Genomic DNA, 23,870 nt, shown 5'->3' on the forward strand with positions numbered 1-23,870 from the left:
ACCGCATCAGGCGGGAGGCTGATATGCGCAGCACGCATAGCACATATCTCGCGAATAGGTGAATTGATGTCGGTTCGTTGCCGTCACACCTTGGCTTGATGCTCTGCCTGGCTCGGATAGCAACGACCCGAACCCCTGCGAAAAAGTGATAGAACCACCGGGCGTTCACCCTTGTCAAACCAGGCAGCCCAGCGCACAAATCCTTGAACAAGCACCGTAATCGGAGAAAACCAGTGACCCAGACCAAGATTGCCGTCATCGGCGGATCAGGCATTTACGACATCGACGGATTGGAGAATGCGCAATGGGTCTCGGTTGAAACGCCTTGGGGTAGGCCTTCGGACCAAATACTGACCGGCGCGCTGAACGAGATCGAGATGGCGTTCCTGCCTCGCCACGGGCGTGGCCACATTCATTCGCCGACGGACGTGCCCTATCGCGCCAATATTGACGCGCTGAAACGTCTGGGGATCACGGATGTGATCTCGATCTCGGCCTGCGGATCATTCCGCGAGCATATGGCGCCCGGAGATTTTGTTGTCGTCGACCAGTTCATCGATCGCACCTTTGCGCGGGACAAAAGCTTTTTCAGCTCCGGCTGCGTGGCCCATGTCAGCGTCGCCCACCCGACCTGCCCACGTTTGTCAGATGCTTGCGAGACGGCTGGCAAGGCCGCCGGCATCACCATTCATCGCGGCGGCACCTATCTGGCGATGGAGGGGCCGCAGTTCTCGACACTGGCGGAATCCAAAATGTACCGCGAGCATTGGGGCTGCGATGTGATCGGAATGACCAACATGCCCGAGGCTAAACTCGCCCGAGAAGCCGAGCTTTGTTATGCTTCGATCGCGATGGTCACCGACTATGACAGTTGGCACCCGGACCATGGCGAGGTCGACGTGACCGCCATTATCGCCACCCTGACCGGGAACGCCGAAAAAGGCCGAGCGCTGGTCAAGGACTTGCCAGAGTTGCTGGGAGCAGCGCGCCTGCCCTGCCCGCACGGGTGTGACCGGGCGCTGGAATACGCTATCCTGACCGCGCCAGAAAAACGTGATCCGGCGCTGCTGGCGAAACTGGACGCAGTCGCGGGGCGGGTGCTCTAGCGATTGGTATCAACCCTATTCCGGTCGGCCGCATCAGTACTTAACCGAAAGGCAGCCTTTTAAGTTCGGTACGGGCGGCAGGGAACGAAGAGGATAGGAATGAAACGGCTCGAGGCCCTGGACGCCGCACGCTTTCTGGCATTTTGCGGCATGGTGCTGGTGAACTTTCGCATCGCGGCGCAGGTCAAACCGACAGATGACTGGGCATCGGCGCTTGTCGATGCACTGGAAGGTCGTGCTGCTGCATTGTATGTCATTCTGGCCGGGATCGGTATTGGCCTGTCCAGCCCTTCTGCTGGAATTCTGTTACGACGGGCTGCATTTCTGTTCGTACTTGGCCTGATCAACATGACCATGTTTGAGGCCGATATCCTGCATTTCTATGCATTGTATTTTGTTGTCGGCGCGGCGTTTCTGTCCTCGTCCATCTTTGGTTTGTGGCTTGGGGCATGCAGTGTCGTTGTCCTGGCTGTTCTCGCCAATCTTATCTTTGACTACAATCAGGGATGGGATTGGGTTTCCCTGACCCATACCGACCTGTGGACGATACCGGGCTTTGTACGAAACTTGCTGTTCAATGGTTGGCACCCCGTTCTACCTTGGGCAGCGTTCTTGCTGATCGGTATGGCGATTGGGCGATCGCAACTACAGACGGTCTGTGTTCAGCACCGGTTGATCATGTGGGGATTTGGCGCAGCCGTTCTGGCCCTGTTTCCGCAAAAGCTGACAACCGATCCTGACCTGGCCGCCTATCTGGGCACTCAATCCATCCCTCCGGGGCCGTTTTACATTTTGGCCGGGGCTGGAACCGCCTGTGTGGTGATAGGCCTGTTGCTAAAGCTCTGGCTGCGGATTCAGGGGCTGGGCGCCGCGATGGCGCTGACTGCGCCCGGACGGCAAAGCCTGACGCTTTATATTGCGCATATCGTAATCGGGATGGGCATTCTGGAAGAGGCCGGCCTGCTGGACGGATCGCTCAGCGCGCCACAGATCGTTGGCTACGCCTTGGGTTTCTGCGTGCTGTCCTCAGGATTTGCGCTGCTATGGTTCCTGCGCTTCAGACGCGGACCACTTGAGGCGTTGATGCACCGCGTGACCCGGCCCTCAGGGGCTTGACCTTTGCCCATCACCAAAGCTTGATACTGGCGTATCTTAATCGGAGATCACATGCCCTTTGACATCTGGCTGGCCTTTGTAGCCGCATCCACCGCTTTGCTGCTGATCCCCGGCCCCACCGTGCTGCTGGTGCTCAGCTATGCGCTGTCCAAAGGCCGCAGCGTTGCCGTAGCTTCCGCCACCGGGGTGGCGGTTGGCGATTTGGTGGCCATGACGGCCTCATTGCTGGGATTGGGGGCGTTGGTGCTGGCCTCAGCCGCGTTGTTTTCTGTCCTAAAGTGGGTCGGCGCGGCCTATCTGGTCTGGCTGGGCATCAAGTTACTGCGCAGCGCCCCATCGGCGGGGCTGCAAGCGGTTGAACCCGGCGCAGATATCACTGCGCGAGGCGTCTTTGGTCACGCGGCCGCTGTAACCGCCCTGAACCCCAAATCGATTGCGTTCTTTATCGCCTTCGTGCCGCAATTCCTGCGCCCTACCGAACCTTTGGGCCCTCAATTCGCGATCCTGATAGGCACCTTCGTCGGGCTGGCCTGGTTGAACGCATTGGCCTATGCCCTTTTGGCAGATCGGCTGCGCCATATGATCGGCCGCGCAAGCACCATTCGCGCATTGACGCGTTTCGGGGGGCTGACCCTGATCGGTATGGGGATCGCCACGTCAATCCTGCGTCGCCCGGCCTGAGGGCCTAATCTACAGCGTGATCCTTCATAAATCCGCGAATAAACCGCCTGATTTCCCGCGCCGCCGACGTGTCGAGTTCCCTGCACAGCTCTACAAAAGCATCGCGCTCGCCACGATCCAGCCGCAGAACCAGCTGGCTGTCCTTTTTGACTGAAATCTTACGATCTGTCCCTGACATGCACTTTGTCTCCAAAAGACTTCAGAAGAAATAAAACGTATATACTTAGTATATATAAAACATATGATGGGCAGCTAACAACCTTGCGGAATCTTTGCAAGTAGCCTGTGTTCAATTCAGGTAATTCTTTTTCGGAACCAACGCATTGGCTAAAAAAGAAGACGTCTTGGGAAACCTATCTGGTTTTTTCGGTGAGATAGGCAATCGCACGTTCTAGGAAGATTGCAAGCCAGCACGTTCATTCTGTTCTTGCATGACCGTCCCCGATGGGCCAAACAACCCAGCGTGTTTTGACGCCAGAAGGGGTTGGTCATGTCAAGAAACAAGTCGGTCAAGGATTACATCCGAACCATCGTCGATTTTCCGCACGAAGGGATCATGTTTCGGGATGTCACCACCTTGTTTGCAGACCCGCGCGGGTTTCGTATGGCGATTGATCAGATGTTGCACCCCTATGCCGGCGAACAGATCGACAAGGTTGTGGGGCTTGAGGCGCGCGGTTTCATATTGGGCGGCGCCATCGCTCATCAGCTGAGCGTCGGTTTCGTCCCCATCCGCAAAAAGGGCAAGCTGCCCGGCACAACAATCAGCCAGGATTACACGCTGGAATACGGCGAGGCTATCGTCGAGATTCACGATGATGCCATCCAACCGGGTGAGAAAATTCTGGTCGTGGATGACCTGCTGGCCACCGGAGGCACCGCCGCCGCCGGGATCAAACTGATCGAACGGCTGGGCGGCGAGATCGTGTCATGTTCCTTCATCATTGACCTGCCAGAACTGGGCGGGCGCAAGGTTCTGGAAGAGATGGGCATGGATGTTCATGTCCTGTGCGAATTCGAAGGACTCTGACGGATCCCGCACTTACAGCCGCAGGACCGCGCCGGGGTTCATGATCCCTTTGGGGTCCAACGCCGATTTGATCGCCCGCATCGCGCTCAGTTTGACCGGATCGCCATATCGCTCCAGATCTTCGGTCTTCAATCGCCCGATACCGTGCTCTGCGCTGACGGATCCCTGAAACTCATGCACAAGGTCATGAACGGCTCTTTTTACCTTCGCACTTTCGGCGTCATACTCTGACCGGGAATGCCCGTTTGCCGGAAACACATTGTAATGTAGGTTGCCGTCGCCCAGATGCCCGAAACAGTTCACCCGATACGGACCAAGCGCGGCCACAACATCTGCACCACGCCGGATAAATTCTGGGATGGCCGAGATCGGCACCGAGATATCGTGGCTTGAGACCGACCCGATCAGCCGGTTTGCATCCGGAATACGCTCGCGCACGGCCCACATGTCCTGCCGCTGCGCCTCGCTTTGTGCAATCACCGCATCGGTGACCAGCCCACGTGCCTCAGCGGCCTCGTACAGCACCTCAAACGCGGTTTCAGGTGATTGGCCCATCGACAAGCCAATCTCGATCAGTACAGACCATTCGGGCGGCTCGGCAAAGGCCTGCCGCGTGTCTGGCAGAACCTCACTCAGGAACAAAAGACCCTGTTGGTGAAGCAATTCAAATGCACTGACGCTGTCCCCCATGAGGTCCCGCGCCAGCGCCAGAAAATCAACCGCCGCTTCGGCAGAGGTGACCTGAACCATGGCCGTTCCAACCGCCTCAGGGCGGGGAAACAGCTTGAGTGCCGCCGCAGTGATGATCCCTAGCGTCCCTTCGGCTCCGATCAAAAGATTGCGCAGATCATACCCGGTATTGTCCTTTCGCAACCGGCTGAGCCCATGCCAGATTTCGCCGCTTGGTAGAACCGCCTCAAGGCCCAGACACAGGTCACGGGCGTTTCCATAGCGCAACACGTTAACTCCCCCTGCATTTGTCGACAGGTTCCCTCCGATCCTACATGACCCCTGTGAGGCAAGGGAAAGTGGAAATAACCGGTTCGCGCCTTCGGCAGCCGCCTGCACATCTGCAAGGATCACACCACCTTCTGCAATCATCACATTCTCTGTCGGATAGACAGCCCGGATCGCTGTCATCCGCTCTAGCGAGATCAGCAAAGGCGCAGGCCCGTCCGACGTCACCTGACCGCCAACCACACCGGTGCCGCCCCCATATGGCACCACCGGGACCGATGCCTCGGCAGCCAATCGGATCAGAACCGCCACCTCCTCGGCCGTTCTGGGCACCGCAAGCACCCCCGCCTGCCCGGAAATCCGACGGCGCGGCTCCTCGAGATATCGCGCGGTGACCGGTCGCAGCACTTCATCCGGCAAGGCGGCGCGAATTGATTGGGCGAATTGATCGTCTGCGGGATTCAGGGTCATGCCCATTCCTTGCCCAAGGCAACAGGTCCCGACAAGCCCTATTCCAACTCGATCAGGTATTGCGGCTCTAACACAACCACCGTTGGCCGGTCCGGAAGTGAGCGCAGGGATACGGTGATTTCCGACACGCCATCGCGCTCAACCGGGAAATCGCCCCTGACATCCGCCAGAAACCGATCCAGCGAATAGTCTGAAAACCAATGCATCGGAATGATGACCGAACTCTTCAACCGTTTCAGAACTGTAATCATTTCGGGCAGCGGCATGGTCGTCCCACCATCCACCGCTGCCATGACAACATCCAACCGTCCAAGGGCCGCAAATTGCGCGTCCGACGGAATGTGGTGCAGATGACCCAGATGCCCAATGCACAGCCCGGCAACCTCAAACACAAAGATCGAATTGCCACGTTCTTCGACCCCGCCATAGACGGACCGGATATCGGTCGAGACATTGCGCACCAACATCTCTTCCAGATCCAGATGATGTTCGATCCCCTCCCCGAACACGCCCCACCCTTCCAGCACATGCGGAATGGCAGGATCGGGATGCGCGGTCCAATGCGTGCCATGGGCGTGGTTCATCGTCACCACATCGGGAATCAAACTGGCCCCGCCGATGAAGCCGGTGAAATCTGTCACGGCGTTCAACCCGCCCGGTGTCTGGATCAGAAAAGACGCATGCGCGACATAGCTGATCCGGACGGAATACTCCGGCACCGGATCTTGCCACCCCGCTTTATGCAGGTATTCGATCCCTGGTGCCGCATCCGCAATGGCGATGCAATGGCTTGGCCGCCGCTCCTGTGCCACAGCCCCGCCCGAGATCACCAAAAATGAAAAAACCACCCAGCGCATAACTTGATTGTAGCGCAAGTGCCCGCCAAGTCATGCCCCTAGTTCATCTGGCCTAAAATACCTCGGGGTTTGGGGCAGAGCCCCAATGGCCTCACCGAGGCCACCTACCCGGCTTCGGTCTTCCCGCGCCGGTCTGAGCGCAGGCAGGCATACAACACATGCGTTCGCCAGCGCCCGTCAATCTGCAGATAGGACTGCGCCACGCCTTCGTATTTAAAGCCCGAGCTTTCCAGCAACCCACGCGAAGGTTTGTTTTCGGGCAAACACGCCGCCTCGATCCGACTCAGGTCCAACCGCGTGAAGGCATGATGGACCACCGCGCCAATAGCTTCGCGCATATAGCCGTTGCGGGCAAAAGCCTGACCGGTCCAATAGCCCAGGGTCCCAGCCTGTGCCGGGCCACGGCGCACATTGTCCAGCGTGATCGCACCAACCAGCAGATCATCAGAGCGCCGGAACAGGAACAACGGAATCGCCGTCCCGCTCGCAACAGATCGCTGCGCCCAGTAGACCCGGTTGGTAAAGGACTTCCGGCTCAGATGATCCGAAGCCCAGATCGGCTCCCACTGGGTCAGAAAATCTCTGGACGAGCGCCGCAGCGCTGCCCAGTCATTAAAGTCGGAGTGCACGGGCGGGCGCAAGCTGAGCCGCTCGGTTTCAAGTTTCAGCTTGCGTCTGCCCAGAAGCATCACGCCGCGCGCCTCTCCTGTAAGTCCGCGAGTGTGGGTGCACCTGATACCGGACCATACAGCGCCAGCGCCGCTGGCGCTTGTGCTGCTATCTGCTCGGCAAAGCTGCGGACATCTTCGGTGCTGACCGCGTCAATCTTGGCAACAGTATCCTCAAGCGACGGCACCCGTCCCCAGATCTGCACCAGACGCGCCAGACGCTCGGCCCGGTTCGAGGGGCTTTCCAGCCCCATCAGCATTCCGGCCTTCATTTGCGCACGAGCACGCGCGACCTCTTCGGGGCTCATATCCTCGGCGGCACGTTTCATTTCGTCAATGGTGATCGTCGCCAACTCACCGATCTGATCCGCAGATGTCCCCGCGTAGATCGTAGTAGTGCCGGTGTCGGCATAGGCGCCAGCCTGGGCAAAGATCGTATAGCAAAGCCCGCGCGTTTCCCGCACTTCCTGAAACAAGCGCGAAGACATACCCCCGCCCAGCGCGGTCGAATAAATCTGCGCGGTATAGATCGCGTCGTCGCGATAGCCGGGGCTTTCCAGCGCCAAAGCGAAATGAGCTTGCTCCAGTTCTTTCTCCTGCCGCGCCTCACCACCGGTAAATCGGGCCACTTCAGGGATCAAACCCTTGCGTGGTTGCAGGTGACCAAACATCTCTTCGGCCGTTTTCATCAGTGCATCGTGATCCACCGCACCAGCAGCGGATAGGATCATCTGTTCAGGGCCATAATGCTCGGCCACGAAACCCGACAGATCCTCGCGCGAGAATGCGCTGACGCGTTCAGTGGGGCCAAGTATGGTCCGGCCCAGAGGCTGATCGTGATAGCTCTGCTCTTGCAGCCAGTCAAAGATTACATCGTCGGGCGTGTCATAGGCCTGACCGATTTCCTGTAGGATCACACCGCGTTCGACCTCAATCTCGCGCGGATCGAAGATCGGGTTCAGGACGATGTCACCGATGACATCCATCGCCAGCGCCACATCGTCTTTTAGAACGCGCGCGTAATAGGCCGTCACTTCGCGCGAAGTATAGGCGTTGATATACCCGCCCACATCCTCGATCGCTTCGGCAATTTGCAGCGCGGATCGCCGTTTGGTTCCCTTGAACGCCATATGCTCAAGGAAATGGGCTATGCCATTCTGTTCGATCCGCTCATTGCGCGCACCGGCGGTTACCCAGATGCCTATGGCCGCAGATTGCAGCCCCGGCATATGTTCACTGACGATACGGAAGCCGTTCTTCAGTTGGTCTTGTCTGACAGTCACTCGGCGATATGCCCTTTGATATGATCCTCAAGGGCGCCCAGATCATTGGCGATGCGGGTCACCCGTTCCGGACGTTCATACAGATCAGACATGCGAGAGGGAAGAGGCGGATGTACGCCACTCGCCTTCTCGACCGCAGCCGGGAACTTGGCCGGGTGTGCGGTCGCCAAAGTGATCATCGGGACGTTCGCGTCGCGGTGCTCCTCGGCAACTTTGATACCCACGGCAGTATGGGGGCAGACCAGTTCGGTGCTGTGGGCCAGCGTGGCTGTGATCGTCGCCAGTGTTTCCTCTTCGGACACGCGGCCCGAGTCGAAGCTTTCGCGCAACGCTTCCATCGCGCCTTGGCCGACATTGAAGCCGCCCGTCTTCAGCTCGTCCATCAGCTGAGCCACAGAATTGCCATCCTCGTCATAGGCATAATACAGCGCCCGTTCAAAGTTCGAGCTGACCTGAATATCCATCGAAGGGCTGATCGAAGGGATCGTGTCTCCCTTGAAATACCCTTCGCCTGCCAGACACCGATGCAGAATGTCATTCTGGTTGGTCGCCACTACCAACCGGTCAATCGGCAAGCCCATGCGTTTGGTCAGGTAGCCCGCAAAGATGTCCCCGAAATTACCCGTAGGCACGGTAAAGCTGACCTTGCGATGTGGCGCGCCAAGGCTGACCGCAGCTGAGAAGTAATAGACGATCTGTGCCAGCACGCGGGCAAAGTTGATCGAGTTCACCCCCGCCAGTTTCACACCGTCACGGAAGTCGAAATCGTTGAACATATCCTTCAACGCGGCCTGACAGTCGTCAAAGTCCCCGTCGACGGCCAGAGCATGCACATTGTTGTCCGCAGGTGTGGTCATCTGACGACGCTGCACCTCGGAAACGCGGCCATGCGGATACAGGATAAACACGTCTACCGCATCCAGCCCCCGGAACGCCTCAATCGCGGCCGAACCGGTATCACCGCTGGTCGCGCCCACGATAGTCACCCGATCCCCGCGACGCTTCAGCGCCACCTGGAACAACTGACCGATTAGCTGCATGGCGAAGTCTTTGAAGGCCAGTGTCGGGCCGTGAAACAACTCCAGCAGGAAGTGGTTCTCGTTCAACTGCTTCAACGGTGCGCGGGCGTCATGGCCGAACCCTTTATAGGCGCGGGCAATGATCTGTTTGAACTCATCTTCCCCAAATGATCCGCTGACATAGGGCCACATCACGCGAAAGGCGATGTCCTCATAAGACAGTCCTGCCAACGCGGCGATTTCATCGTGGCTCAAGACCGGGATTTCAGCGGGCAGATACAGGCCTCCGTCGCGGGCCAGCCCGGTCAGCATCGCCTCTTCAAAACTCAGTTCGGGCGCCTGCCCGCGGGTTGAGACATATTTCATTGCGCTTCACTTTCTGATGGGGCGCGACCGCGCCACAGGAAATAACCAGTCATCGCAGCCCAGACCAAAGCCAGGCCAAACCATGTGATTGCGTATCCCAGATGATCATTCGGGATGCCCGCAGTGTCCACTGGCAGAGGGGTCACATTCGGATCGGTTTGGGACCGTGCGATCAGCAGAACCGGGTCGGTTCCCAGAGCTGCAGCAAGATTGGGAACATCGCGGGCAAACCAGATATTGGCATCCACATCTGGCTCGGGCGTATAGCTGTCGATCTCATCCGGCCAATGCAAATTGCCCGTCAGCGCCATCTTCCCGGTTTGCCTGTCTACCTGTTTGTCAGTGGTCGGGATAAAGCCCCGATCCACCAGTATCTTTTGAATTCCAGTATCAAAAGCTTGGATAACCCGGTAGCCGGCACCAACCTGTTTTACCGAAACCAGAACATGGATTTCACCCGGCTGCATCTCACCCTGGACGAAAACCGGTAGGTACTTGTCCCGTGTCTCGGAAGGCTGCTGCGGCAGGGAAACAGGCTCGGCAGAGATCCGGTCGTTAATCTCGGCCAACACGTCTTGTTTCCACCCAAGCCGCTGTACCTGCCAGACGCCCAGCGACACAAGTACGCCCAGACCGGCGAGCCCGAAGATCAGCAGGAAAGTTATGCGGCGCATGGCGGGGTCAAACCTTGTTGCAGAAACCGGCGTCTTGTTAAGGGCGGTATGAACTGAATTGCAACCACCCATTTGTATCGGGTGCAATCTTGCACCCTGATAGAGAAAAAGCCGCCCTTGGGGGCGGCTTTTGCAATTTTTTTACCGGTCCGGCGTCAGATCAAAGGGGCTTGTCCCCAGATATAGACTGCGAAGAACAGGAACAGCCAGACAACGTCAACAAAGTGCCAGTACCAGGCCGCGGCCTCGAAACCGACGTGCTTTTCCGGCGTGAAATCACCCTTCAGTGCCCGGATCAAACAGACCGACAAGAAGATGGTGCCGATAATCACGTGAAAGCCGTGAAAGCCGGTTGCCATGAAGAAGTTCGAATAGAACTGATCACCACCGAATTTCCAGCCCTCATGCGCCAGCAATTCGTAGTACTCAAAGCCCTGCAGAGCGGTAAAGGCGATGCCCAAAACGATACCAATAGCTAGGCCGTTGATCAGCGCCTTGCGGTCATTGTCATGCACCAGCGCGTGGTGCGCCCAGGTGATGGCACAGCCCGAAAGCAGCAGGACCAGCGTGTTGATCAGCGGCAAGTGGAACGGGTCAACCGCGTGGATATCCGGCTGGATGTACTCGGTGCCCGCATAGTCGTACATCGGGTACATACGGTGTTTGAAGAACGACCAGAACCAGGCGAAGAAGAACATCACCTCGGACATCACGAACAGGATGAACCCATAGCGCAGGCCAATGCGCACGACCGGCGTGTGATCGCCTACACGGCTTTCGGCCACCACTTCGGACCACCAGGCGAACATGGTGTAAAGAACCGCAACAAGACCGGCCCAGAACATGTAGGAGGTGACGCCGTGCATCCAGAGGACGGCCCCGAACAACATTACAAAGCCGCCCGCGGCGCCGATCAGTGGCCAGATCGAAGGGGTCAGAATGTGGTAATCATGATTTTTTGCGTGTGCCATCAGCGTCCCTCACCTACAGGCGTTAGTTCTTGTTTGTATCAGCCTGAACATCAAGGGCGGCATAGCCCTCGGGCAGGTCAATTTCGTAGAATGTATACGACAGAGTGATCGTATGCACATATTTGGCTTCCAGATCCTCGACCATTTCGGGATCGACGAAAAAGCTCACCGGCATCTGAACCCGTTCTCCGGGTTGCAACACCTGTTCTTCAAAACAGAAACAGGCGATCTTCTGGAAATACCCACCGGCCGAATAAGGCGCAACGTTGTAAGACGCCTGACCGGCAATCGGGCGGTCCGTGGGGTTATATGCCTCATAGAAGGCCAGGCCCGTTTCACCGATGCGGATTTCCATCTGGCGCTCGACCGGCTTAAATTCCCAGGCCATGTCTTTCGCCTTTGAGGCGTCAAAGCGAACGGTAACAGTGCGCACAAGGATGTCCTCTGGCGCGGCTTCAGCCACTCCGGTTGTGCCGCCATACCCGGTGACCCGGCAAAACCAGTCGTAAAACGGTACCGAAGCCCAGGCGAGGCTGCCCATCAGAACAACAACGCCGACGGTTTGCACGACGGTTTTTTGCGGCCCCGTGAGCGCCATCAGTTCTGCACCTCTTGCATGGCCCTGTTAAAATCGGTCCCTGAGACTTTGACAATCGTCAGCCCAAAGATCAGCACGATGAATGCAGCAAGCGTCAGGCCAACGCCCAGATTTCGGCTGAACCGACGTTGATGCAACTCATGGCTTTTGCGCAGGCTCATGCCCAGCCTCCCAGCCCGTAAGGTTTCAGCAGTGCTTCGGCAAGGATCGCGCCGAAATGCAGGAAAAGATACAGCAGCGAGAGCTTGAAAAAGCCACGCTCAACTTTGAAGTTATCAGCCTCGGAGTCATCCTCGGTCCGACGCGAGATTGCCCATGCTCCGCGCAGGAACAACGCGTTCAGTACAATAGCGACAGTCAGATAGATCGGACCGCCGATTGCCGAAAAGCCGGTTCCAATCGCAAGCACTGCCAGCAGAACGGTGTAGACCAGAATATGCCAGCGCGTCGCCCGCCGACCATGGGTTACCGTCAACATCGGCACACCCGCATCGTCGTAATCCGACCGCATAAACAGGGCCAGCGCCCAGAAATGCGGCGGCGTCCACATGAAGGTGAGGGCAAACATCAGCCAAGGTTCGACGGACATGGATCCGGTTGCAGCGACCCAACCGATGACCGGCGGGAAAGCCCCAGCTGCGCCGCCAATCACGATGTTCTGTGGCGTCGAGCGCTTGAGCCACATCGTGTAGACAACGACATAGAAGAAGATGGTGAAGCCCAGAAAGGCTCCGGCGAACCAGTTGGTTGCAAGACCCAACATGATCACCGACAGGCCGGACAGTGCCAGGCCCAAGGCCATCGCTTCGCCCTCTTGTACCTTGCCCGACGGTATGGGGCGACCTTTGGTGCGCTTCATAACGCGGTCGATATCTGCATCCCACCACATGTTCAGCGCGCCGGATGCGCCACCTCCGATGGCAATGAACAATATCGCGCAGAACCCAACGAACGGATGTACCGGTACCGGCGCTGCCAGCAGACCAACAAGCGCCGTGAATACAACCAGCGACATCACGCGCGGCTTCAGCAGGGCGAAGTAATCGCCAAAGCTGGCCTCATTCGCATACGCTTGGGCGGTCGTTTGGCTTGCATTGATGCTTGCGTCGCTCATCTCGGGTCCTTTTGGGGCGAAGGCTGTGCGATCTCTCGCACAGCCTGCATCTTGTAGCAGGCGGGACGCATCCCGCCCTTACTGAAATCAGTTCGAAGCGACCTGATAGTTCTGCGGCAGGCCCGCATACTCGTCGATCGCACCTTTCAGCCACGCGTCATACGCCTCTTGGCTGACAACTTTGACAGTGATCGGCATATAGGCATGGTCTTTGCCGCACAGTTCCGAACACTGGCCGAAATAGATGCCTTCCTTTTCGGCCTCAAACCACAGCTCAGCCAGGCGTCCGGGTACACCGTCCTGCTTCACACCGAAGGACGGAATGGTCCAGGAATGGATCACGTCGGAAGCAGTCACTTGCATCACGATGACCTTGCCAACCGGGACAACTACCGCTGTGTCGGTGGCCAGCAGCCACTCATCGTCGCTATACCCTGCGTCTGCCAGCTTGGCCCGCATCGCGTCATCCAGGACAAATGCCGTCACGTCCGCATCGGCGGGGCGAGTACCTTCGTCCAACGTGGCTGGGTGGCCGAGCAGATAGCTGTCGAATGCAAAATCGTGATCGACATACTCATATGTCCAATACCACTGGTTGCCGACAACCTTGATAACGACATCACCTTCGGGAATTTCCTGCTGCTTGAACAGAACCGGCAGAGAGAAAGCACCGATGAATACTAGAATCAGAATCGGACCCAACGTCCAGACGATCTCGACCGGAGTATAGTGCGAGAATCGCGCCGGGGTCGGGTTGACGCGTTGGTTATAACGCATGATGCAGTAAACCAGCAGGCCCGCAACGAATATGCAGATCGCGGTAATAATCACCAGAATCATATTATCCAGGCGATGAATCCCCTCGGCAAGGCTTGTGGCTGCAGGCTGGAATCCTATGCCGCCGTCAACCGGCTGACCGATAATCTCAAGCTCCTGAGCCATGGCGGGAAGGCTGGAGAGGGCTGTCATAAGCCCCGAAAGCTTCAAAGCGTTCTTCATTTTCTGTCCTGATCGTTTGATCTTTGCGTCCCTGGCGAAAAGGTGTGAATCGGCCACACCTCACCCGTTGTCTTTGGCCGCGTTAAAAACCATATTCCTGCGGGTAGATAAAGCAAAATGCTTGCGTCAAACAGACGCTATTTTTGATCTGGATCAAACTCGAAAGGTCCCAAGAGATGCCCAACGACCCGTTTCGCCCGTTTGAAAGCGCTCTTCCACATGACGAAGCGCTTGCAGTACTGCAATCCGCCACCGCCGGGGCCGAGGACGGAGAACTGTACGTTGAACGCCGGAAATCCGAGTCTCTGGTCTTTGATGACGGGCGCTTGCGGACCGCTTCTTATGACGCGTCCGAAGGTTTCGGCCTGCGCGCCGTACAGGGCGAAGTGGCAGGCTATGCGCATTCAACGGACATCTCGATCCCTGCCCTGAAACGGGCCGCCGAGACCGCGCGGCTGGCGGTCCGTGATGGTGGCGGAACGCTAGCTGATGCCCCCCGGGCCACCAACAAGCGCCTCTATACAGACGAAGACCCGATCGAATCTGCCAGTTTCCCCGTCAAAATCGAAACATTGCGCGAGATTGACGCCTTTGCCCGTGATCTTGATCCCCGTGTAGTACAGGTCAGCGCCACTATTGCTGCTGCGGTGCAGGAGGTTGAGATTCTGCGCCCTGACGGCATTCTGGTCCGCGATGTCCGCCCCATGACCCGGTTGAATATCTCGGTCATCGTGGAACAGAACGGCCGTCGTGAGAGCGGCTCGACCGGTGGAGGTGGCCGGATCGGCCTGGACGGGCTGATCGACCCAACCGACTGGCAGGATAAAGCCCGCGAGGCCCTTCGCATCGCCATGGTCAACCTCGAGGCTGTTCCCGCCCCTGCGGGCGTGATGGAGGTCGCACTGGGCCCTGGCTGGCCCGGCATCTTGCTGCACGAAGCAATCGGCCACGGCCTTGAAGGGGATTTCAACCGCAAGGGCAGTTCCGCCTTTGCCGGGCTGATGGGTCAACAGATCGCGTCCAAAGGTGTGACGGTCGTTGATGACGGCACAATCGCAGACCGGCGCGGGTCAATCAGCGTCGATGATGAGGGTACACCCAGTTCGCGCACTGTGCTGATCGAAGACGGCATCCTGACCGGATATATGCAGGATCGTCAAAACGCCCGTCTGATGGGTGTTGCGCCAACCGGGAATGGGCGGCGTCAAAGCTATGCCCATAAACCAATGCCACGGATGACAAATACAATCATGTTGGGTGGCGATGCCGATCCCGCCGCTTTGGTAGCCAATATAAAGGATGGCATCTGGGCGGTTGGCTTTGGCGGCGGCCAGGTGGATATCACCAATGGCAAGTTCGTGTTTTCCTGCACCGAGGCATACCGGGTTGAAAACGGCAAAATCGGCGCGCCGGTCAAAGGGGCAACATTGATTGGCGATGGCCCCTCTGCCCTCAAACGCGTTCGCGGGTTGGGCAACGACATGGCCTTGGATCCGGGAATGGGCACGTGTGGCAAGGATGGCCAATGGGTGCCCGTGGGCGTCGGGCAACCTACGGTCCTGATGGATGGGCTGACGATTGGAGGATCGGCGGCCTAGTAGAATCGGTCACTGCTTCCAAAGCGCAGGGTTAACGCCCGCTTTGGATATGCATTGATACTTTGCGGAGAGGTGTTTTCCGACTTCCGACTCGGCTGTATTTTTTGCCGTTGTTTTTCAACAACCTACGCAACTGAGACACCCGAGCCTCGAAATATATCCGGAAAATTTGAAGGGATTCACACGCTGTTAACCCTGGCAGCCGTAAACCAGTTCTGCAATCAGACGGAGCAACGGATGACCGAAGAGCAGCTTTCTTCCAATCACCCCACACTCCCACCCACCACGGAAGAGGATCGGTTTTCCTGGCTTCGTCTGTTGCGTTCTCGCAAAGTGGGCCCGGCGACGTTTCGGCGGCTGCTTCGCGAACATGGCTCGGCGCAGAATGCGCTGGCCGCGCTGCCGGAAATGGCACGCGCTGCCGGAATAGAAGGGTATGAAATCTGCCCGCCCGGCGTGATTGAGGCGGAACTCAAGGCCGCAAAAGCTGCCAATGCGCGGCTTTTGTGCCTAGGGTCCGCCGATTTCCCATCCGCTTTACATGATCTGAATGATGCTCCGCCAATGTTGTGGGCAATCGGCGACCTCTCTCTTTTACAGCGCCCCTCGGTCGCTATGGTCGGTGCCCGCAACTGCTCATCTCTGGGCGCGCGAATGGCGCGCGGATTGGCGACCGATCTGGGAAAACAGGGTTATGTGATCGTTTCTGGCCTGGCCCGCGGGATTGATACCGCGGCGCACCTAGCCACGGTTGAAACAGGCACCATCGCCGTTATGGCGGGGGGGGTCGACGTGGTTTACCCTGCTGAAAATACCGATCTTGCCGCTGAAATCGCAGGTTCCGGGCTGCGCGTCTCGGAGCAACCCATGGGCGTCACGCCACAGGCGCGCCATTTCCCGCGTCGTAACCGGATCATTTCGGGCCTGGCAAAGGCCGTTATTGTGGTCGAAGCCGCCGCCAAATCCGGCAGCCTGATTACAGCGCGCGACGCCTTGGACCAGGGGCGCGATGTTCTGGCTGTGCCCGGACACCCGTTTGACGCGCGTGCGGCTGGCTGCAACCTGCTGATCCGCGACGGTGCTACTTTGATAAGGTCTGCAGAAGATGTGATCGAAGCGCTACCGCAGCAAGCGAACCTATTCGAACCCCAGCAAATGCTCCAAAAGAATTTACCCCGCACACCATGCTCAACCAATGACCTGGAACGCCTAATTCTGACCCGGCTCGGCCCCTCTCCTATCGCCGAAGACCAGTTGATCCGCGATGTTGAGGCAACGGCGGGTGAAATTGCCCCGGTTTTGGTCGATCTGGAACTGGACGGACGTATTCAACGCCAACCCGGGGGTCTTCTGTCATTGACCGCCTGAGTGTTGGATATCCAATCTTACACATGTATCCCATTGAAATCGCCTATAAATCCTTGCTTTCAAAGGAACGCATTGACAATTCGCTCTTGCCCTACACATCTTGCACACTCATAGAAGGCGCCAATTCCGTCGAGCGAGGTTTCCCCTTAAATGCCTGTAGTTGTTGTAGAATCCCCTGCCAAGGCCAAAACAATCAATAAATATCTTGGCCCGGACTACACGGTTCTGGCGTCTTACGGCCATGTTCGAGATCTGCCGCCCAAAGATGGCTCGGTCGATACCGAGGATGAGTTTGCGATGAAATGGGAGGTCGGGAATGACAGCCGCAAACATGTCAAAGCCATCGCCGACGCGCTGAAAGAAGACAACGCCCTGATCCTCGCCACCGACCCCGATCGTGAGGGTGAAGCGATCAGTTGGCATTTGCAGGAAGCACTGACCAAACGCCGGTCGATCAAAAAGGATACGCCTGTCAGCCGGGTGACCTTCAACGCCATCACTAAGGACGCAGTGACCGAGGCAATGCGAAACCCCCGTCAGGTGGACATGCCACTTGTCGAGGCCTATCTGGCCCGCCGTGCGCTGGATTATCTTGTGGGGTTCAACCTGTCGCCCGTCTTGTGGCGCAAACTGCCTGGTGCAAAATCCGCAGGCCGCGTGCAGTCTGTCTGCCTGCGCCTGATCGTCGAGAGAGAGATGGAAATCGAGGCGTTCAAACCGGTGGAATACTGGTCGGTGCGCGCCCTGTTCGAAACACCCCGTGGTCAGACCTATGAGGCACGCCTAGTCACACTGGCCGGTAAAAAGCTGGACAAGCACGATCTGTCCAACTCAACCCAGGCCGAACTGGCGGTGCAGGCGATCACCAGCCGCGCGCTCAGTGTCACTTCGGTCGAGGCGAAACCCGCCGCTCGAAATCCCAGCGCACCCTTCATGACCTCGACCCTGCAGCAAGAGGCCAGCCGCAAGTTCGGCATGGGTGCGCGTCACGCGATGCAAGTGGCACAGCGCTTGTATGAGGCCGGCTACATTACCTATATGCGAACCGATGGCATCGACATGGCCCCCGAGGCCGTGGCGGCTACGCGCGAGACCATCGCCGACCGCTATGGCGCGGAATATGTGCCGGACAGCCCTCGCATTTATAAGAACAAGGCAAAGAACGCGCAGGAAGCCCACGAATGCATCCGGCCTACGGATATGACCCGCGATACCAAAGCGCTGAAGGTAACGGACGACGATCAGCGCAAGCTCTATGACCTGATCTGGAAACGCACCATTGCCTGCCAGATGGCTGCTGCCCGGCTGGAACGCACAACTGTCGAAATCGGCAGCGAAGATGGGCAGGTTGGCCTGCGCGCGACCGGTCAGGTGGTGATGTTTGACGGGTTCATGCGTGTCTATGAAGAAGGCCGCGATGATGTCGCCGATGAGGATGACAAACGCCTGCCCCAGATCATGCAGGGCGACCCCGCACGGTTCTCTAAAACCACGTTGCGGGATCAGTTCACCAAAGCGACAAGCGATGGCACGGACCGGGCCGCGAAAGAGGCCATTCTGTCAGACAATGAATCAGTTCTGGCGCTGCAACATCACACTCAACCGCCGCCGCGCTATACCGAGGCGACGCTGGTCAAGCGGATGGAAGAGCTGGGGATCGGGCGACCGTCGACCTATGCCTCGATTGTCACAACGATTCAGGACCGGGAATATGTACGCAAGGACAAGAACCGGCTGATCCCCGAAGAAAAGGGGCGGATCGTCACGATTTTTCTGCTGAACTTCTTCCGTCAGTATGTCGGTTATGAATTCACCGCCAATCTGGAAGAACAGCTGGACGATGTGAGTGCAGGTGATCGGGACTATAAGGATCTGTTGGGCAAATTCTGGCGCGACTTCTCGGCCGCGATTGGCGAGACATCGGAACTGCGCATTTCCGAAGTGCTGGACAAACTGGACGAAGCATTGGCACCGCAGCTCTATCCGCCACGCGAGGATGGATCTGACCCGCGTGTCTGTCCGAAATGCGGCGCAGGCCAGTTGCACCTGAAAACTTCACGCACTGGCGGGTTCGTCGGCTGCGGCAACTATCCCGAATGCACCTATACCCGTCCTATCGCCGGTGAAGGTGCCGAGGGTGAAGAGCGCCTGCTGGGTGAAGATTCAGGTGATGATATCTGGCTGAAGACCGGTCGGTTCGGACCTTATGTTCAACGTGGAGAGCCAACGCCCGAGAACAAGAAACCTCCGCGCGCCTCGCTGCCACGTGGCTGGAGCAAGGATGATATGGATCTGGACAAGGCGCTGACATTGCTATCCCTGCCCCGCCAGATTGGTGAGCACCCCGAGGGTGGTATGATCAGCTCGAATTTCGGGCGGTTCGGACCATATCTGATGCACCAGCTGGCGGATGAGGCCAAACCGGTTTATGCAAACCTCAAAGACCCCAATGACGTGTTCGAGATCGGCATGAACCGCGCGGTCGAATTGCTTGCTGAAAAGCGCTCCAATCCGGGACGCGGACGCCGGGCTGCGGCCAAAGCGCTGAAAGAACTGGGGGAACATCCCGATGGTGGCGCAATGCAGGTTCTGGATGGGCGCTATGGTCCATATGTGAAGTGGGAAAAGGTCAACGCGACCATTCCCAAGGACATCAAACCCGAGGACGTAACGCAGGAAATGGCCATCGAACTGGTCAATGAGCGCGCGGCCCTGAAAGGGACCAAGAAAAAGGCGGCGCCCAAGAAAAAAGCCGCCAAGAAGACAACCAAGAAGGCCGGTTAGGTAGAAATACCACCCTTCGCCCGGTTTCATTGACTTCCCCGTGACGTGACGGCACAACCTGCCCAACACCATCTCATTGGGGGAGTTTTCCATGAAGAAAATCTATGCCAATGCCAACGAAGCGCTCGATGGCGTGCTTTCGGATGGCATGTTGATCGCCGCTGGCGGGTTTGGCCTGTGCGGGATTCCCGAGCTTCTGCTTGAGGCAATCAAGACCTCGGGTACCAAAGACCTGACCTTTGCCTCGAACAATGCGGGCGTGGACGATTTCGGTATCGGTATCCTGCTGCAAACGAAGCAGGTCAAAAAGATGATCAGTTCATATGTGGGCGAAAACGCCGAATTCATGCGTCAGTACCTCAGCGGTGAGCTTGAACTGGAATTCAACCCTCAAGGCACCCTGGCCGAACGGATGCGCGCAGGTGGTGCCGGGATCCCGGGTTTCTACACAAAAACGGGCGTAGGCACTGTTATTGCCGATGGGAAAGAACACAAAGACTTCAACGACGAGACCTATATTCTCGAAGAAGGTATTTTTGCAGACCTGGCGATTATCAAGGCGTGGAAAGCCGACGACACCGGCAATCTAGTGTTCCGCAAGACCGCCCGAAACTTCAACGTGCCCGCCGCCACTTGCGGTAAGATCTGTGTGGTCGAAGTTGAAGAGATCGTGCCCCGTGGCTCTCTGGACCCTGACATGATCCACCTACCTGGAATTTACGTGCATCGTATCATTCAGGGCAATCACGAAAAGCGCATCGAACAGCGCACCACCCGCAAGAAGGAGGACGCATAATGCCCTGGGACCGGAATCAGATGGCCGCCCGCGCGGCGCAAGAGCTGGAAGACGGCATGTATGTAAACCTCGGCATCGGTATCCCGACGCTGGTGGCAAATTATGTTGGCGACAAGGATATCACCCTGCAATCCGAAAACGGAATGCTTGGTATGGGTCCCTTTCCTTTCGAGGGCGACGAAGACCCGGACCTGATCAACGCAGGCAAGCAGACGATCACCGAACTGTCTCGGACTGCTTATTTCGACAGCGCTACGTCTTTCGCCATGATCCGGGGCGGCAAAATCGCCGCGGCAATCCTGGGTGCCATGGAAGTGGATGAAAAAGGCGATCTGGCCAACTGGATGATTCCCGGCAAGCTGGTCAAAGGCATGGGCGGCGCGATGGATTTGGTTGCAGGTGTCGGACGTGTGATCGTGGTTATGGATCACACCAACAAACACGGTGAATCGAAAGTGCTGAAAGAGTGCACCCTGCCGCTGACCGGCAAGGGTGTTGTGGATCGCATCATCACCAATTTTGGAGTTCTGGATGTGGTCGATGGCGGCCTGAAGATCGTAGAGCTCGCAGATGGTGTCAGCGAAGATGAGATGCGCGCCGCGACACAGGCGACGATTGTCGACTGATCAATTCACCTAATGGCAAGGCCCACTTCAGTGTGGGCCTTGGTCAATTAAGAGCCTGAAACACGCACCCGTCAGAAATCAACTCGGGCGGTGTCGAACACAGCGCTCGCGCCACCTGAAAAGCCGCGAGAACCTTGGGCACATAGTCCCGTGTTTCCGCATAAGGCGGTACACCACCATGTTTGCGAACCGCACCCTCGCCCGCATTATATCCGGCCAGGACCAGGATCGGGTCGTTTCCAAACTCTTCCATCAGCCAGTTCAGGTATTTCACTCCGCCCGAGATGTTCTGCCCCGGGTGAAGGCTGTCCTCGACCCCAAATCGTTTCGCGGTCGCGGGCATAAGCTGCATCAGCCCCTGCGCCCCGGCCGAACTTTCCGCCTTCTCCCGGCCTGCCGATTCAACCGAGATGACGGCCAGCACCAACGCAGGCGACACATTTGTCCCTACGGTCGAGCGTAAAATGTCGATCCCCTGCCGCTGAGCAATATTCTGAAGCGTCTGCAATCGGGGCGAGGCTACGTTTATGGCGGCAAGCGCATTTATCGAGTCCTGCAAACGACCCGAACTGGCCTCATCTATCCCGGGTGAGATCCTGTCCCAGAACGCTTTATATGACCCGACGGGTTTGTTTTGCGGCGTAATTCCCGGAAACCCCGGAGGCGTAACACGTGTCCTCGCGATAATCTCAGGAACTACGATCTCAGCCCCTGTGCTGGGCGCCGAAGGTGCTGAGGCATGTTCTGTAGGCGATATCTGAACCGTAATGCGCGGGCGCTGTCCGGGCTTGGCTGCTTTGATCCGTTTATATACGCCGCGCGGTTCGACTTCGTTGGCGGGGACAGACACAGGTGCCGACACCACTGCCAGCGCCAAGCCGGCGCAAGTTATTGCGTTCCGGAGATTCATTTGCCTGCCTCACGTTCTCTTTTGCGTCAATTTGAACCCCGAATCTGTCTGTAAGGCCAGAAAAACAATGTGAATTGGGGCAATTTCGCCTCATTTGGCGCCATTTTGCATCGGGTTTTATCGGTACTCGTACGAAGGGATTATTTTTATTTCTTTAATTTCAATTAGTTAATCGGAAGGCTACCAAAAAGTTAAGCTGAGGCACAAAAATTTGGGGTTTGGCCCAATTCCTGCCACGCCCAACAGGCAAACATAATGCCATACCGAGACGATCGGGAGCGGACTGAGAGACGAAGCTCTGGAAGACGCCGAGGTTCATTAGACTTATTAGATCCTTTAGGAGGGACGTAACATGATCAAGTTCATCAAGAACTTCACCACTGACGAAGACGGCGCCGTAACAGTAGACTGGGTCGTTCTGACCGCAGCTGTTGTTGGCCTGGCCGCTGTTGCTTGGACACAGGTTAGCGACGGTGTCGACGATCTGGCTGGCGACATTGACACCGCCCTGACGGGTGTTGTTGTTACTGCACCTAACGCGGGCCCAACAACCCCGTAATTATTTAGATAGAATTTTGAAGGGGGCTGCGCTCGTCAGATCGCGGCCCCCTTTTTTATAGAAAAAAGACGAGGTCCTGCGATGAAGGGTATTTCAAAATTCTTATCCGGGGAACATGGCGCAATCACCGTTGATTGGGTGGTGCTTACTGCTGCGCTGGTCGGCCTTGGACTTGTCACCGTATTCAACTTGACGGGCGGGGTACAACACGTCGATACCGAGACGGGTAACGCACTTCGCGGTATAGAGGTCTATTCTGCGAATCAGGAACAGGCATCGGAATCAGATTGATCAATCTGGCACTAAGGACACGGGCGTCAAAAAAATACTTCATTGTCCCCCTTTTCGACACAATTCTCCTGTAACCAATAGTCAGTTGAAGTCGTATTCCCTATGACGACTGACATCGCATACAAATAAATGAGGGAACGCGCATGCGTGCAGTATTTGGACTTGTCCTGATTGTTGGGGTGGCTCTGGCAGGAGGAGCTGTTTATATGGCGCGGGACTATATTTCTCAGTATCAGGCGGAATTGGCCAGAGAACGTTTGGCGGCTCAGGAAGCATTGGCAAATGTTAAGTCCGTCCCGACGGTGGACGTTCTGGTTTCGAACCGTGCTCTTAAGTATGGTGAGCGTCTGGCCGCTGAAGATGTGCGGATCGTGAAATGGCCTGAGGATGCAATTCCCGAAGGAAGCTTCCTTGAAATGGCCGTCCTGTTTCCAGAGGATGCAAGTGGCGACCGCTTCGTTCTGAGGACCATGGAAAAAGACGAAGCCCTGATGGAGGTCAAAGTAACCAAACCAGGCGAGGCAGCGGGTCTGACATCACGAATCGCGAAAGGTAAGCGCGCATTTGCAATCAGCGTGGACGTTGCCTCGGGCGTATCCGGCTTCCTTCGCCCTGGTGACAGTATCGATGTTTATTGGACCGGTTCGTATGGTGGCGGAATCGATGGGTCGCGCGGCGAAATCACCCGCCTGATTCAAACCAGCATTGAGTTGATCGCTGTTGACCAGAGCGCCGGGTCCGATCTGACCGGAGCCACGATCGCGCGCACCGTTACGGTCGCTGCTACTCCGGAACAAATCGCGGCACTGGCTCAGGCTCAGAACACCGGCCGCCTGTCTTTGGCGCTGGTTGGCGTGCAAGACGACACAATCGCAAGCGCGGTCGAAGTTGACCAAAGAAAACTTCTGGGCATTAAAGATGTCGTCCCCGTGGCACCCAAAATCGCGGAAGAGGTCTGTACGGTCAAGACGCGCCGCGGTGCCGAGATCGTCGACACGGGAATAGTAACACCCTGCACAAATTAACAG

The 23,870-nt window shown here is 57.3% G+C and carries 25 protein-coding genes; 12 read left to right on the forward strand and 13 right to left on the reverse strand.

From position 1 onward, the window contains the following. Positions 1-233: 233 nt before the first annotated feature. From AC2FH8_RS15445 to AC2FH8_RS15455, 3 genes are all read left to right on the forward strand, one after another. Complete coding sequence (locus AC2FH8_RS15445) at positions 234-1,106, forward strand: S-methyl-5'-thioadenosine phosphorylase (protein WP_496690165.1); 873 nt, start codon at positions 234-236, stop codon at positions 1,104-1,106. A 99-nt stretch (positions 1,107-1,205) separates the two neighbouring features. After that, the gene (locus AC2FH8_RS15450) at positions 1,206-2,222 is read left to right on the forward strand and encodes a DUF418 domain-containing protein (protein ID WP_496690166.1); all 1,017 of its coding nucleotides are present in this window, start codon (positions 1,206-1,208) and stop codon (positions 2,220-2,222) included. A gap of 51 nt (positions 2,223-2,273) precedes the next feature. Next, on the forward strand, positions 2,274-2,903 hold the full coding sequence (locus tag AC2FH8_RS15455) for a LysE family translocator (protein ID WP_496690167.1): 630 nt from the start codon (positions 2,274-2,276) through the stop codon (positions 2,901-2,903). A 4-nt stretch (positions 2,904-2,907) separates the two neighbouring features. Here the strand turns inward: AC2FH8_RS15455 and AC2FH8_RS15460 are convergent, their stop codons facing one another. Beyond that, positions 2,908-3,081, reverse strand: coding sequence for a hypothetical protein (locus tag AC2FH8_RS15460; RefSeq protein WP_185956707.1), 174 nt, complete (start codon positions 3,079-3,081; stop codon positions 2,908-2,910). 312 nt (positions 3,082-3,393) lie between these two features. On the opposite strand from AC2FH8_RS15460, the gene AC2FH8_RS15465 reads away from it, so the two are divergent. Then, positions 3,394-3,933 carry an adenine phosphoribosyltransferase gene (locus tag AC2FH8_RS15465; RefSeq protein ID WP_142638010.1) on the forward strand — a complete coding sequence of 180 codons (540 nt, stop codon included), beginning with the start codon at positions 3,394-3,396 and terminating at the stop codon, positions 3,931-3,933. Positions 3,934-3,945: 12 nt separating this feature from the next. On the opposite strand, the gene AC2FH8_RS15470 is transcribed toward AC2FH8_RS15465, so the two are convergent. From AC2FH8_RS15470 to coxB, 11 genes are all read right to left on the reverse strand, one after another. Then, positions 3,946-5,361 carry an FAD-binding oxidoreductase gene (locus AC2FH8_RS15470; RefSeq protein WP_496690168.1) on the reverse strand — a complete coding sequence of 472 codons (1,416 nt, stop codon included), beginning with the start codon at positions 5,359-5,361 and terminating at the stop codon, positions 3,946-3,948. 38 nt (positions 5,362-5,399) lie between these two features. Beyond that, positions 5,400-6,218, reverse strand: coding sequence for an MBL fold metallo-hydrolase (locus AC2FH8_RS15475; RefSeq protein ID WP_496690169.1), 819 nt, complete (start codon positions 6,216-6,218; stop codon positions 5,400-5,402). A gap of 104 nt (positions 6,219-6,322) precedes the next feature. Beyond that, the gene (locus tag AC2FH8_RS15480) at positions 6,323-6,907 is read right to left on the reverse strand and encodes a GNAT family N-acetyltransferase (RefSeq protein ID WP_271950493.1); all 585 of its coding nucleotides are present in this window, start codon (positions 6,905-6,907) and stop codon (positions 6,323-6,325) included. Then, entirely contained in the window at positions 6,907-8,169 is a 1,263-nt protein-coding gene (locus AC2FH8_RS15485; protein WP_142638002.1) for a M16 family metallopeptidase, read from the reverse strand. The genes AC2FH8_RS15480 and AC2FH8_RS15485 overlap by 1 nt, the downstream gene beginning before the upstream one ends. Beyond that, complete coding sequence (thrC, locus tag AC2FH8_RS15490) at positions 8,166-9,554, reverse strand: threonine synthase (RefSeq protein WP_496690170.1); 1,389 nt, start codon at positions 9,552-9,554, stop codon at positions 8,166-8,168. The genes AC2FH8_RS15485 and thrC overlap by 4 nt, the downstream gene beginning before the upstream one ends. Further along, on the reverse strand, positions 9,551-10,228 hold the full coding sequence (locus AC2FH8_RS15495; RefSeq protein WP_496690171.1) for an SURF1 family protein: 678 nt from the start codon (positions 10,226-10,228) through the stop codon (positions 9,551-9,553). Before AC2FH8_RS15495 ends, thrC begins: the two co-directional genes overlap by 4 nt. A 155-nt stretch (positions 10,229-10,383) precedes the next feature. Continuing rightward, positions 10,384-11,199 (reverse strand): cytochrome c oxidase subunit 3, encoded by an 816-nt coding sequence (locus AC2FH8_RS15500; protein ID WP_142637996.1) that lies wholly within the window; start codon positions 11,197-11,199, stop codon positions 10,384-10,386. A 22-nt stretch (positions 11,200-11,221) separates the two neighbouring features. Beyond that, the gene (locus tag AC2FH8_RS15505; RefSeq protein ID WP_496690172.1) at positions 11,222-11,797 is read right to left on the reverse strand and encodes a cytochrome c oxidase assembly protein; all 576 of its coding nucleotides are present in this window, start codon (positions 11,795-11,797) and stop codon (positions 11,222-11,224) included. Continuing rightward, on the reverse strand, positions 11,797-11,958 hold the full coding sequence (locus AC2FH8_RS15510) for a cytochrome c oxidase system small membrane protein (RefSeq protein WP_185956706.1): 162 nt from the start codon (positions 11,956-11,958) through the stop codon (positions 11,797-11,799). The genes AC2FH8_RS15505 and AC2FH8_RS15510 overlap by 1 nt, the downstream gene beginning before the upstream one ends. Continuing rightward, the gene (cyoE, locus tag AC2FH8_RS15515) at positions 11,955-12,911 is read right to left on the reverse strand and encodes a heme o synthase (protein ID WP_142637992.1); all 957 of its coding nucleotides are present in this window, start codon (positions 12,909-12,911) and stop codon (positions 11,955-11,957) included. The genes AC2FH8_RS15510 and cyoE overlap by 4 nt, the downstream gene beginning before the upstream one ends. 87 nt (positions 12,912-12,998) lie before the next feature. Next, positions 12,999-13,910 (reverse strand): cytochrome c oxidase subunit II, encoded by a 912-nt coding sequence (gene coxB, locus AC2FH8_RS15520; RefSeq protein WP_142637990.1) that lies wholly within the window; start codon positions 13,908-13,910, stop codon positions 12,999-13,001. A 176-nt stretch (positions 13,911-14,086) separates the two neighbouring features. Between coxB and tldD the strand changes: the two genes are divergently transcribed. The 5 genes from tldD to AC2FH8_RS15545 all read left to right on the forward strand — a co-directional run bounded on the left by tldD (position 14,087) and on the right by AC2FH8_RS15545 (position 21,082). Next, positions 14,087-15,508, forward strand: coding sequence for a metalloprotease TldD (tldD, locus tag AC2FH8_RS15525; RefSeq protein ID WP_496690173.1), 1,422 nt, complete (start codon positions 14,087-14,089; stop codon positions 15,506-15,508). A 237-nt stretch (positions 15,509-15,745) separates the two neighbouring features. Further along, positions 15,746-16,876, forward strand: a complete 1,131-nt coding sequence (dprA, locus tag AC2FH8_RS15530) for a DNA-processing protein DprA (protein ID WP_496690174.1) — start codon at positions 15,746-15,748, stop codon at positions 16,874-16,876. A 150-nt stretch (positions 16,877-17,026) separates the two neighbouring features. Continuing rightward, complete coding sequence (gene topA, locus AC2FH8_RS15535; RefSeq protein ID WP_496690175.1) at positions 17,027-19,660, forward strand: type I DNA topoisomerase; 2,634 nt, start codon at positions 17,027-17,029, stop codon at positions 19,658-19,660. A gap of 91 nt (positions 19,661-19,751) precedes the next feature. Beyond that, complete coding sequence (locus AC2FH8_RS15540; RefSeq protein ID WP_496690176.1) at positions 19,752-20,456, forward strand: CoA transferase subunit A; 705 nt, start codon at positions 19,752-19,754, stop codon at positions 20,454-20,456. Further along, positions 20,456-21,082, forward strand: coding sequence for a 3-oxoacid CoA-transferase subunit B (locus AC2FH8_RS15545; protein ID WP_142637980.1), 627 nt, complete (start codon positions 20,456-20,458; stop codon positions 21,080-21,082). The genes AC2FH8_RS15540 and AC2FH8_RS15545 overlap by 1 nt, the downstream gene beginning before the upstream one ends. Positions 21,083-21,125: 43 nt before the next feature. On the opposite strand, the gene AC2FH8_RS15550 is transcribed toward AC2FH8_RS15545, so the two are convergent. After that, entirely contained in the window at positions 21,126-21,992 is an 867-nt protein-coding gene (locus AC2FH8_RS15550; RefSeq protein WP_496690177.1) for a lytic transglycosylase domain-containing protein, read from the reverse strand. A gap of 352 nt (positions 21,993-22,344) precedes the next feature. On the opposite strand from AC2FH8_RS15550, the gene AC2FH8_RS15555 reads away from it, so the two are divergent. The 3 genes from AC2FH8_RS15555 to cpaB all read left to right on the forward strand — a co-directional run bounded on the left by AC2FH8_RS15555 (position 22,345) and on the right by cpaB (position 23,867). Beyond that, positions 22,345-22,551, forward strand: a complete 207-nt coding sequence (locus AC2FH8_RS15555; RefSeq protein WP_142637976.1) for a hypothetical protein — start codon at positions 22,345-22,347, stop codon at positions 22,549-22,551. Positions 22,552-22,632: 81 nt separating this feature from the next. Beyond that, the gene (locus AC2FH8_RS15560; protein ID WP_142637974.1) at positions 22,633-22,842 is read left to right on the forward strand and encodes a hypothetical protein; all 210 of its coding nucleotides are present in this window, start codon (positions 22,633-22,635) and stop codon (positions 22,840-22,842) included. Positions 22,843-22,985: 143 nt separating this feature from the next. Then, positions 22,986-23,867 (forward strand): Flp pilus assembly protein CpaB, encoded by an 882-nt coding sequence (gene cpaB / locus AC2FH8_RS15565; protein WP_142637972.1) that lies wholly within the window; start codon positions 22,986-22,988, stop codon positions 23,865-23,867. The last annotated feature ends 3 nt before the right edge of the window (positions 23,868-23,870 follow it).

It is taken from the genome of Ruegeria sp. CDSC025 (genome assembly GCF_059610805.1).

Bases quoted from the DNA above. Each gene is read 5' to 3' on its own strand.
- cpaB (WP_142637972.1), top strand. From the start codon at position 22,986: ATGCGTGCAGTATTTGGACTTGTCCTGATTGTTGGGGTGGCTCTGGCA.
- AC2FH8_RS15540 (WP_496690176.1), top strand. From the start codon at position 19,752: ATGAAGAAAATCTATGCCAATGCCAACGAAGCGCTCGATGGCGTGCTT.
- AC2FH8_RS15470 (WP_496690168.1), bottom strand. From the start codon at position 5,361: ATGACCCTGAATCCCGCAGACGATCAATTCGCCCAATCAATTCGCGCC.
- AC2FH8_RS15450 (WP_496690166.1), top strand. From the start codon at position 1,206: ATGAAACGGCTCGAGGCCCTGGACGCCGCACGCTTTCTGGCATTTTGC.
- AC2FH8_RS15510 (WP_185956706.1), bottom strand. From the start codon at position 11,958: ATGAGCCTGCGCAAAAGCCATGAGTTGCATCAACGTCGGTTCAGCCGA.
- thrC (WP_496690170.1), bottom strand. From the start codon at position 9,554: ATGAAATATGTCTCAACCCGCGGGCAGGCGCCCGAACTGAGTTTTGAA.
- AC2FH8_RS15550 (WP_496690177.1), bottom strand. From the start codon at position 21,992: ATGAATCTCCGGAACGCAATAACTTGCGCCGGCTTGGCGCTGGCAGTG.
- AC2FH8_RS15555 (WP_142637976.1), top strand. From the start codon at position 22,345: ATGATCAAGTTCATCAAGAACTTCACCACTGACGAAGACGGCGCCGTA.
- dprA (WP_496690174.1), top strand. From the start codon at position 15,746: ATGACCGAAGAGCAGCTTTCTTCCAATCACCCCACACTCCCACCCACC.
- AC2FH8_RS15495 (WP_496690171.1), bottom strand. From the start codon at position 10,228: ATGCGCCGCATAACTTTCCTGCTGATCTTCGGGCTCGCCGGTCTGGGC.
- AC2FH8_RS15475 (WP_496690169.1), bottom strand. From the start codon at position 6,218: ATGCGCTGGGTGGTTTTTTCATTTTTGGTGATCTCGGGCGGGGCTGTG.
- AC2FH8_RS15545 (WP_142637980.1), top strand. From the start codon at position 20,456: ATGCCCTGGGACCGGAATCAGATGGCCGCCCGCGCGGCGCAAGAGCTG.
- AC2FH8_RS15560 (WP_142637974.1), top strand. From the start codon at position 22,633: ATGAAGGGTATTTCAAAATTCTTATCCGGGGAACATGGCGCAATCACC.
- cyoE (WP_142637992.1), bottom strand. From the start codon at position 12,911: ATGAGCGACGCAAGCATCAATGCAAGCCAAACGACCGCCCAAGCGTAT.
- AC2FH8_RS15460 (WP_185956707.1), bottom strand. From the start codon at position 3,081: ATGTCAGGGACAGATCGTAAGATTTCAGTCAAAAAGGACAGCCAGCTG.
- tldD (WP_496690173.1), top strand. From the start codon at position 14,087: ATGCCCAACGACCCGTTTCGCCCGTTTGAAAGCGCTCTTCCACATGAC.
- coxB (WP_142637990.1), bottom strand. From the start codon at position 13,910: ATGAAGAACGCTTTGAAGCTTTCGGGGCTTATGACAGCCCTCTCCAGC.
- AC2FH8_RS15505 (WP_496690172.1), bottom strand. From the start codon at position 11,797: ATGGCGCTCACGGGGCCGCAAAAAACCGTCGTGCAAACCGTCGGCGTT.
- AC2FH8_RS15500 (WP_142637996.1), bottom strand. From the start codon at position 11,199: ATGGCACACGCAAAAAATCATGATTACCACATTCTGACCCCTTCGATC.
- AC2FH8_RS15465 (WP_142638010.1), top strand. From the start codon at position 3,394: ATGTCAAGAAACAAGTCGGTCAAGGATTACATCCGAACCATCGTCGAT.
- AC2FH8_RS15480 (WP_271950493.1), bottom strand. From the start codon at position 6,907: ATGCTTCTGGGCAGACGCAAGCTGAAACTTGAAACCGAGCGGCTCAGC.
- AC2FH8_RS15455 (WP_496690167.1), top strand. From the start codon at position 2,274: ATGCCCTTTGACATCTGGCTGGCCTTTGTAGCCGCATCCACCGCTTTG.
- topA (WP_496690175.1), top strand. From the start codon at position 17,027: ATGCCTGTAGTTGTTGTAGAATCCCCTGCCAAGGCCAAAACAATCAAT.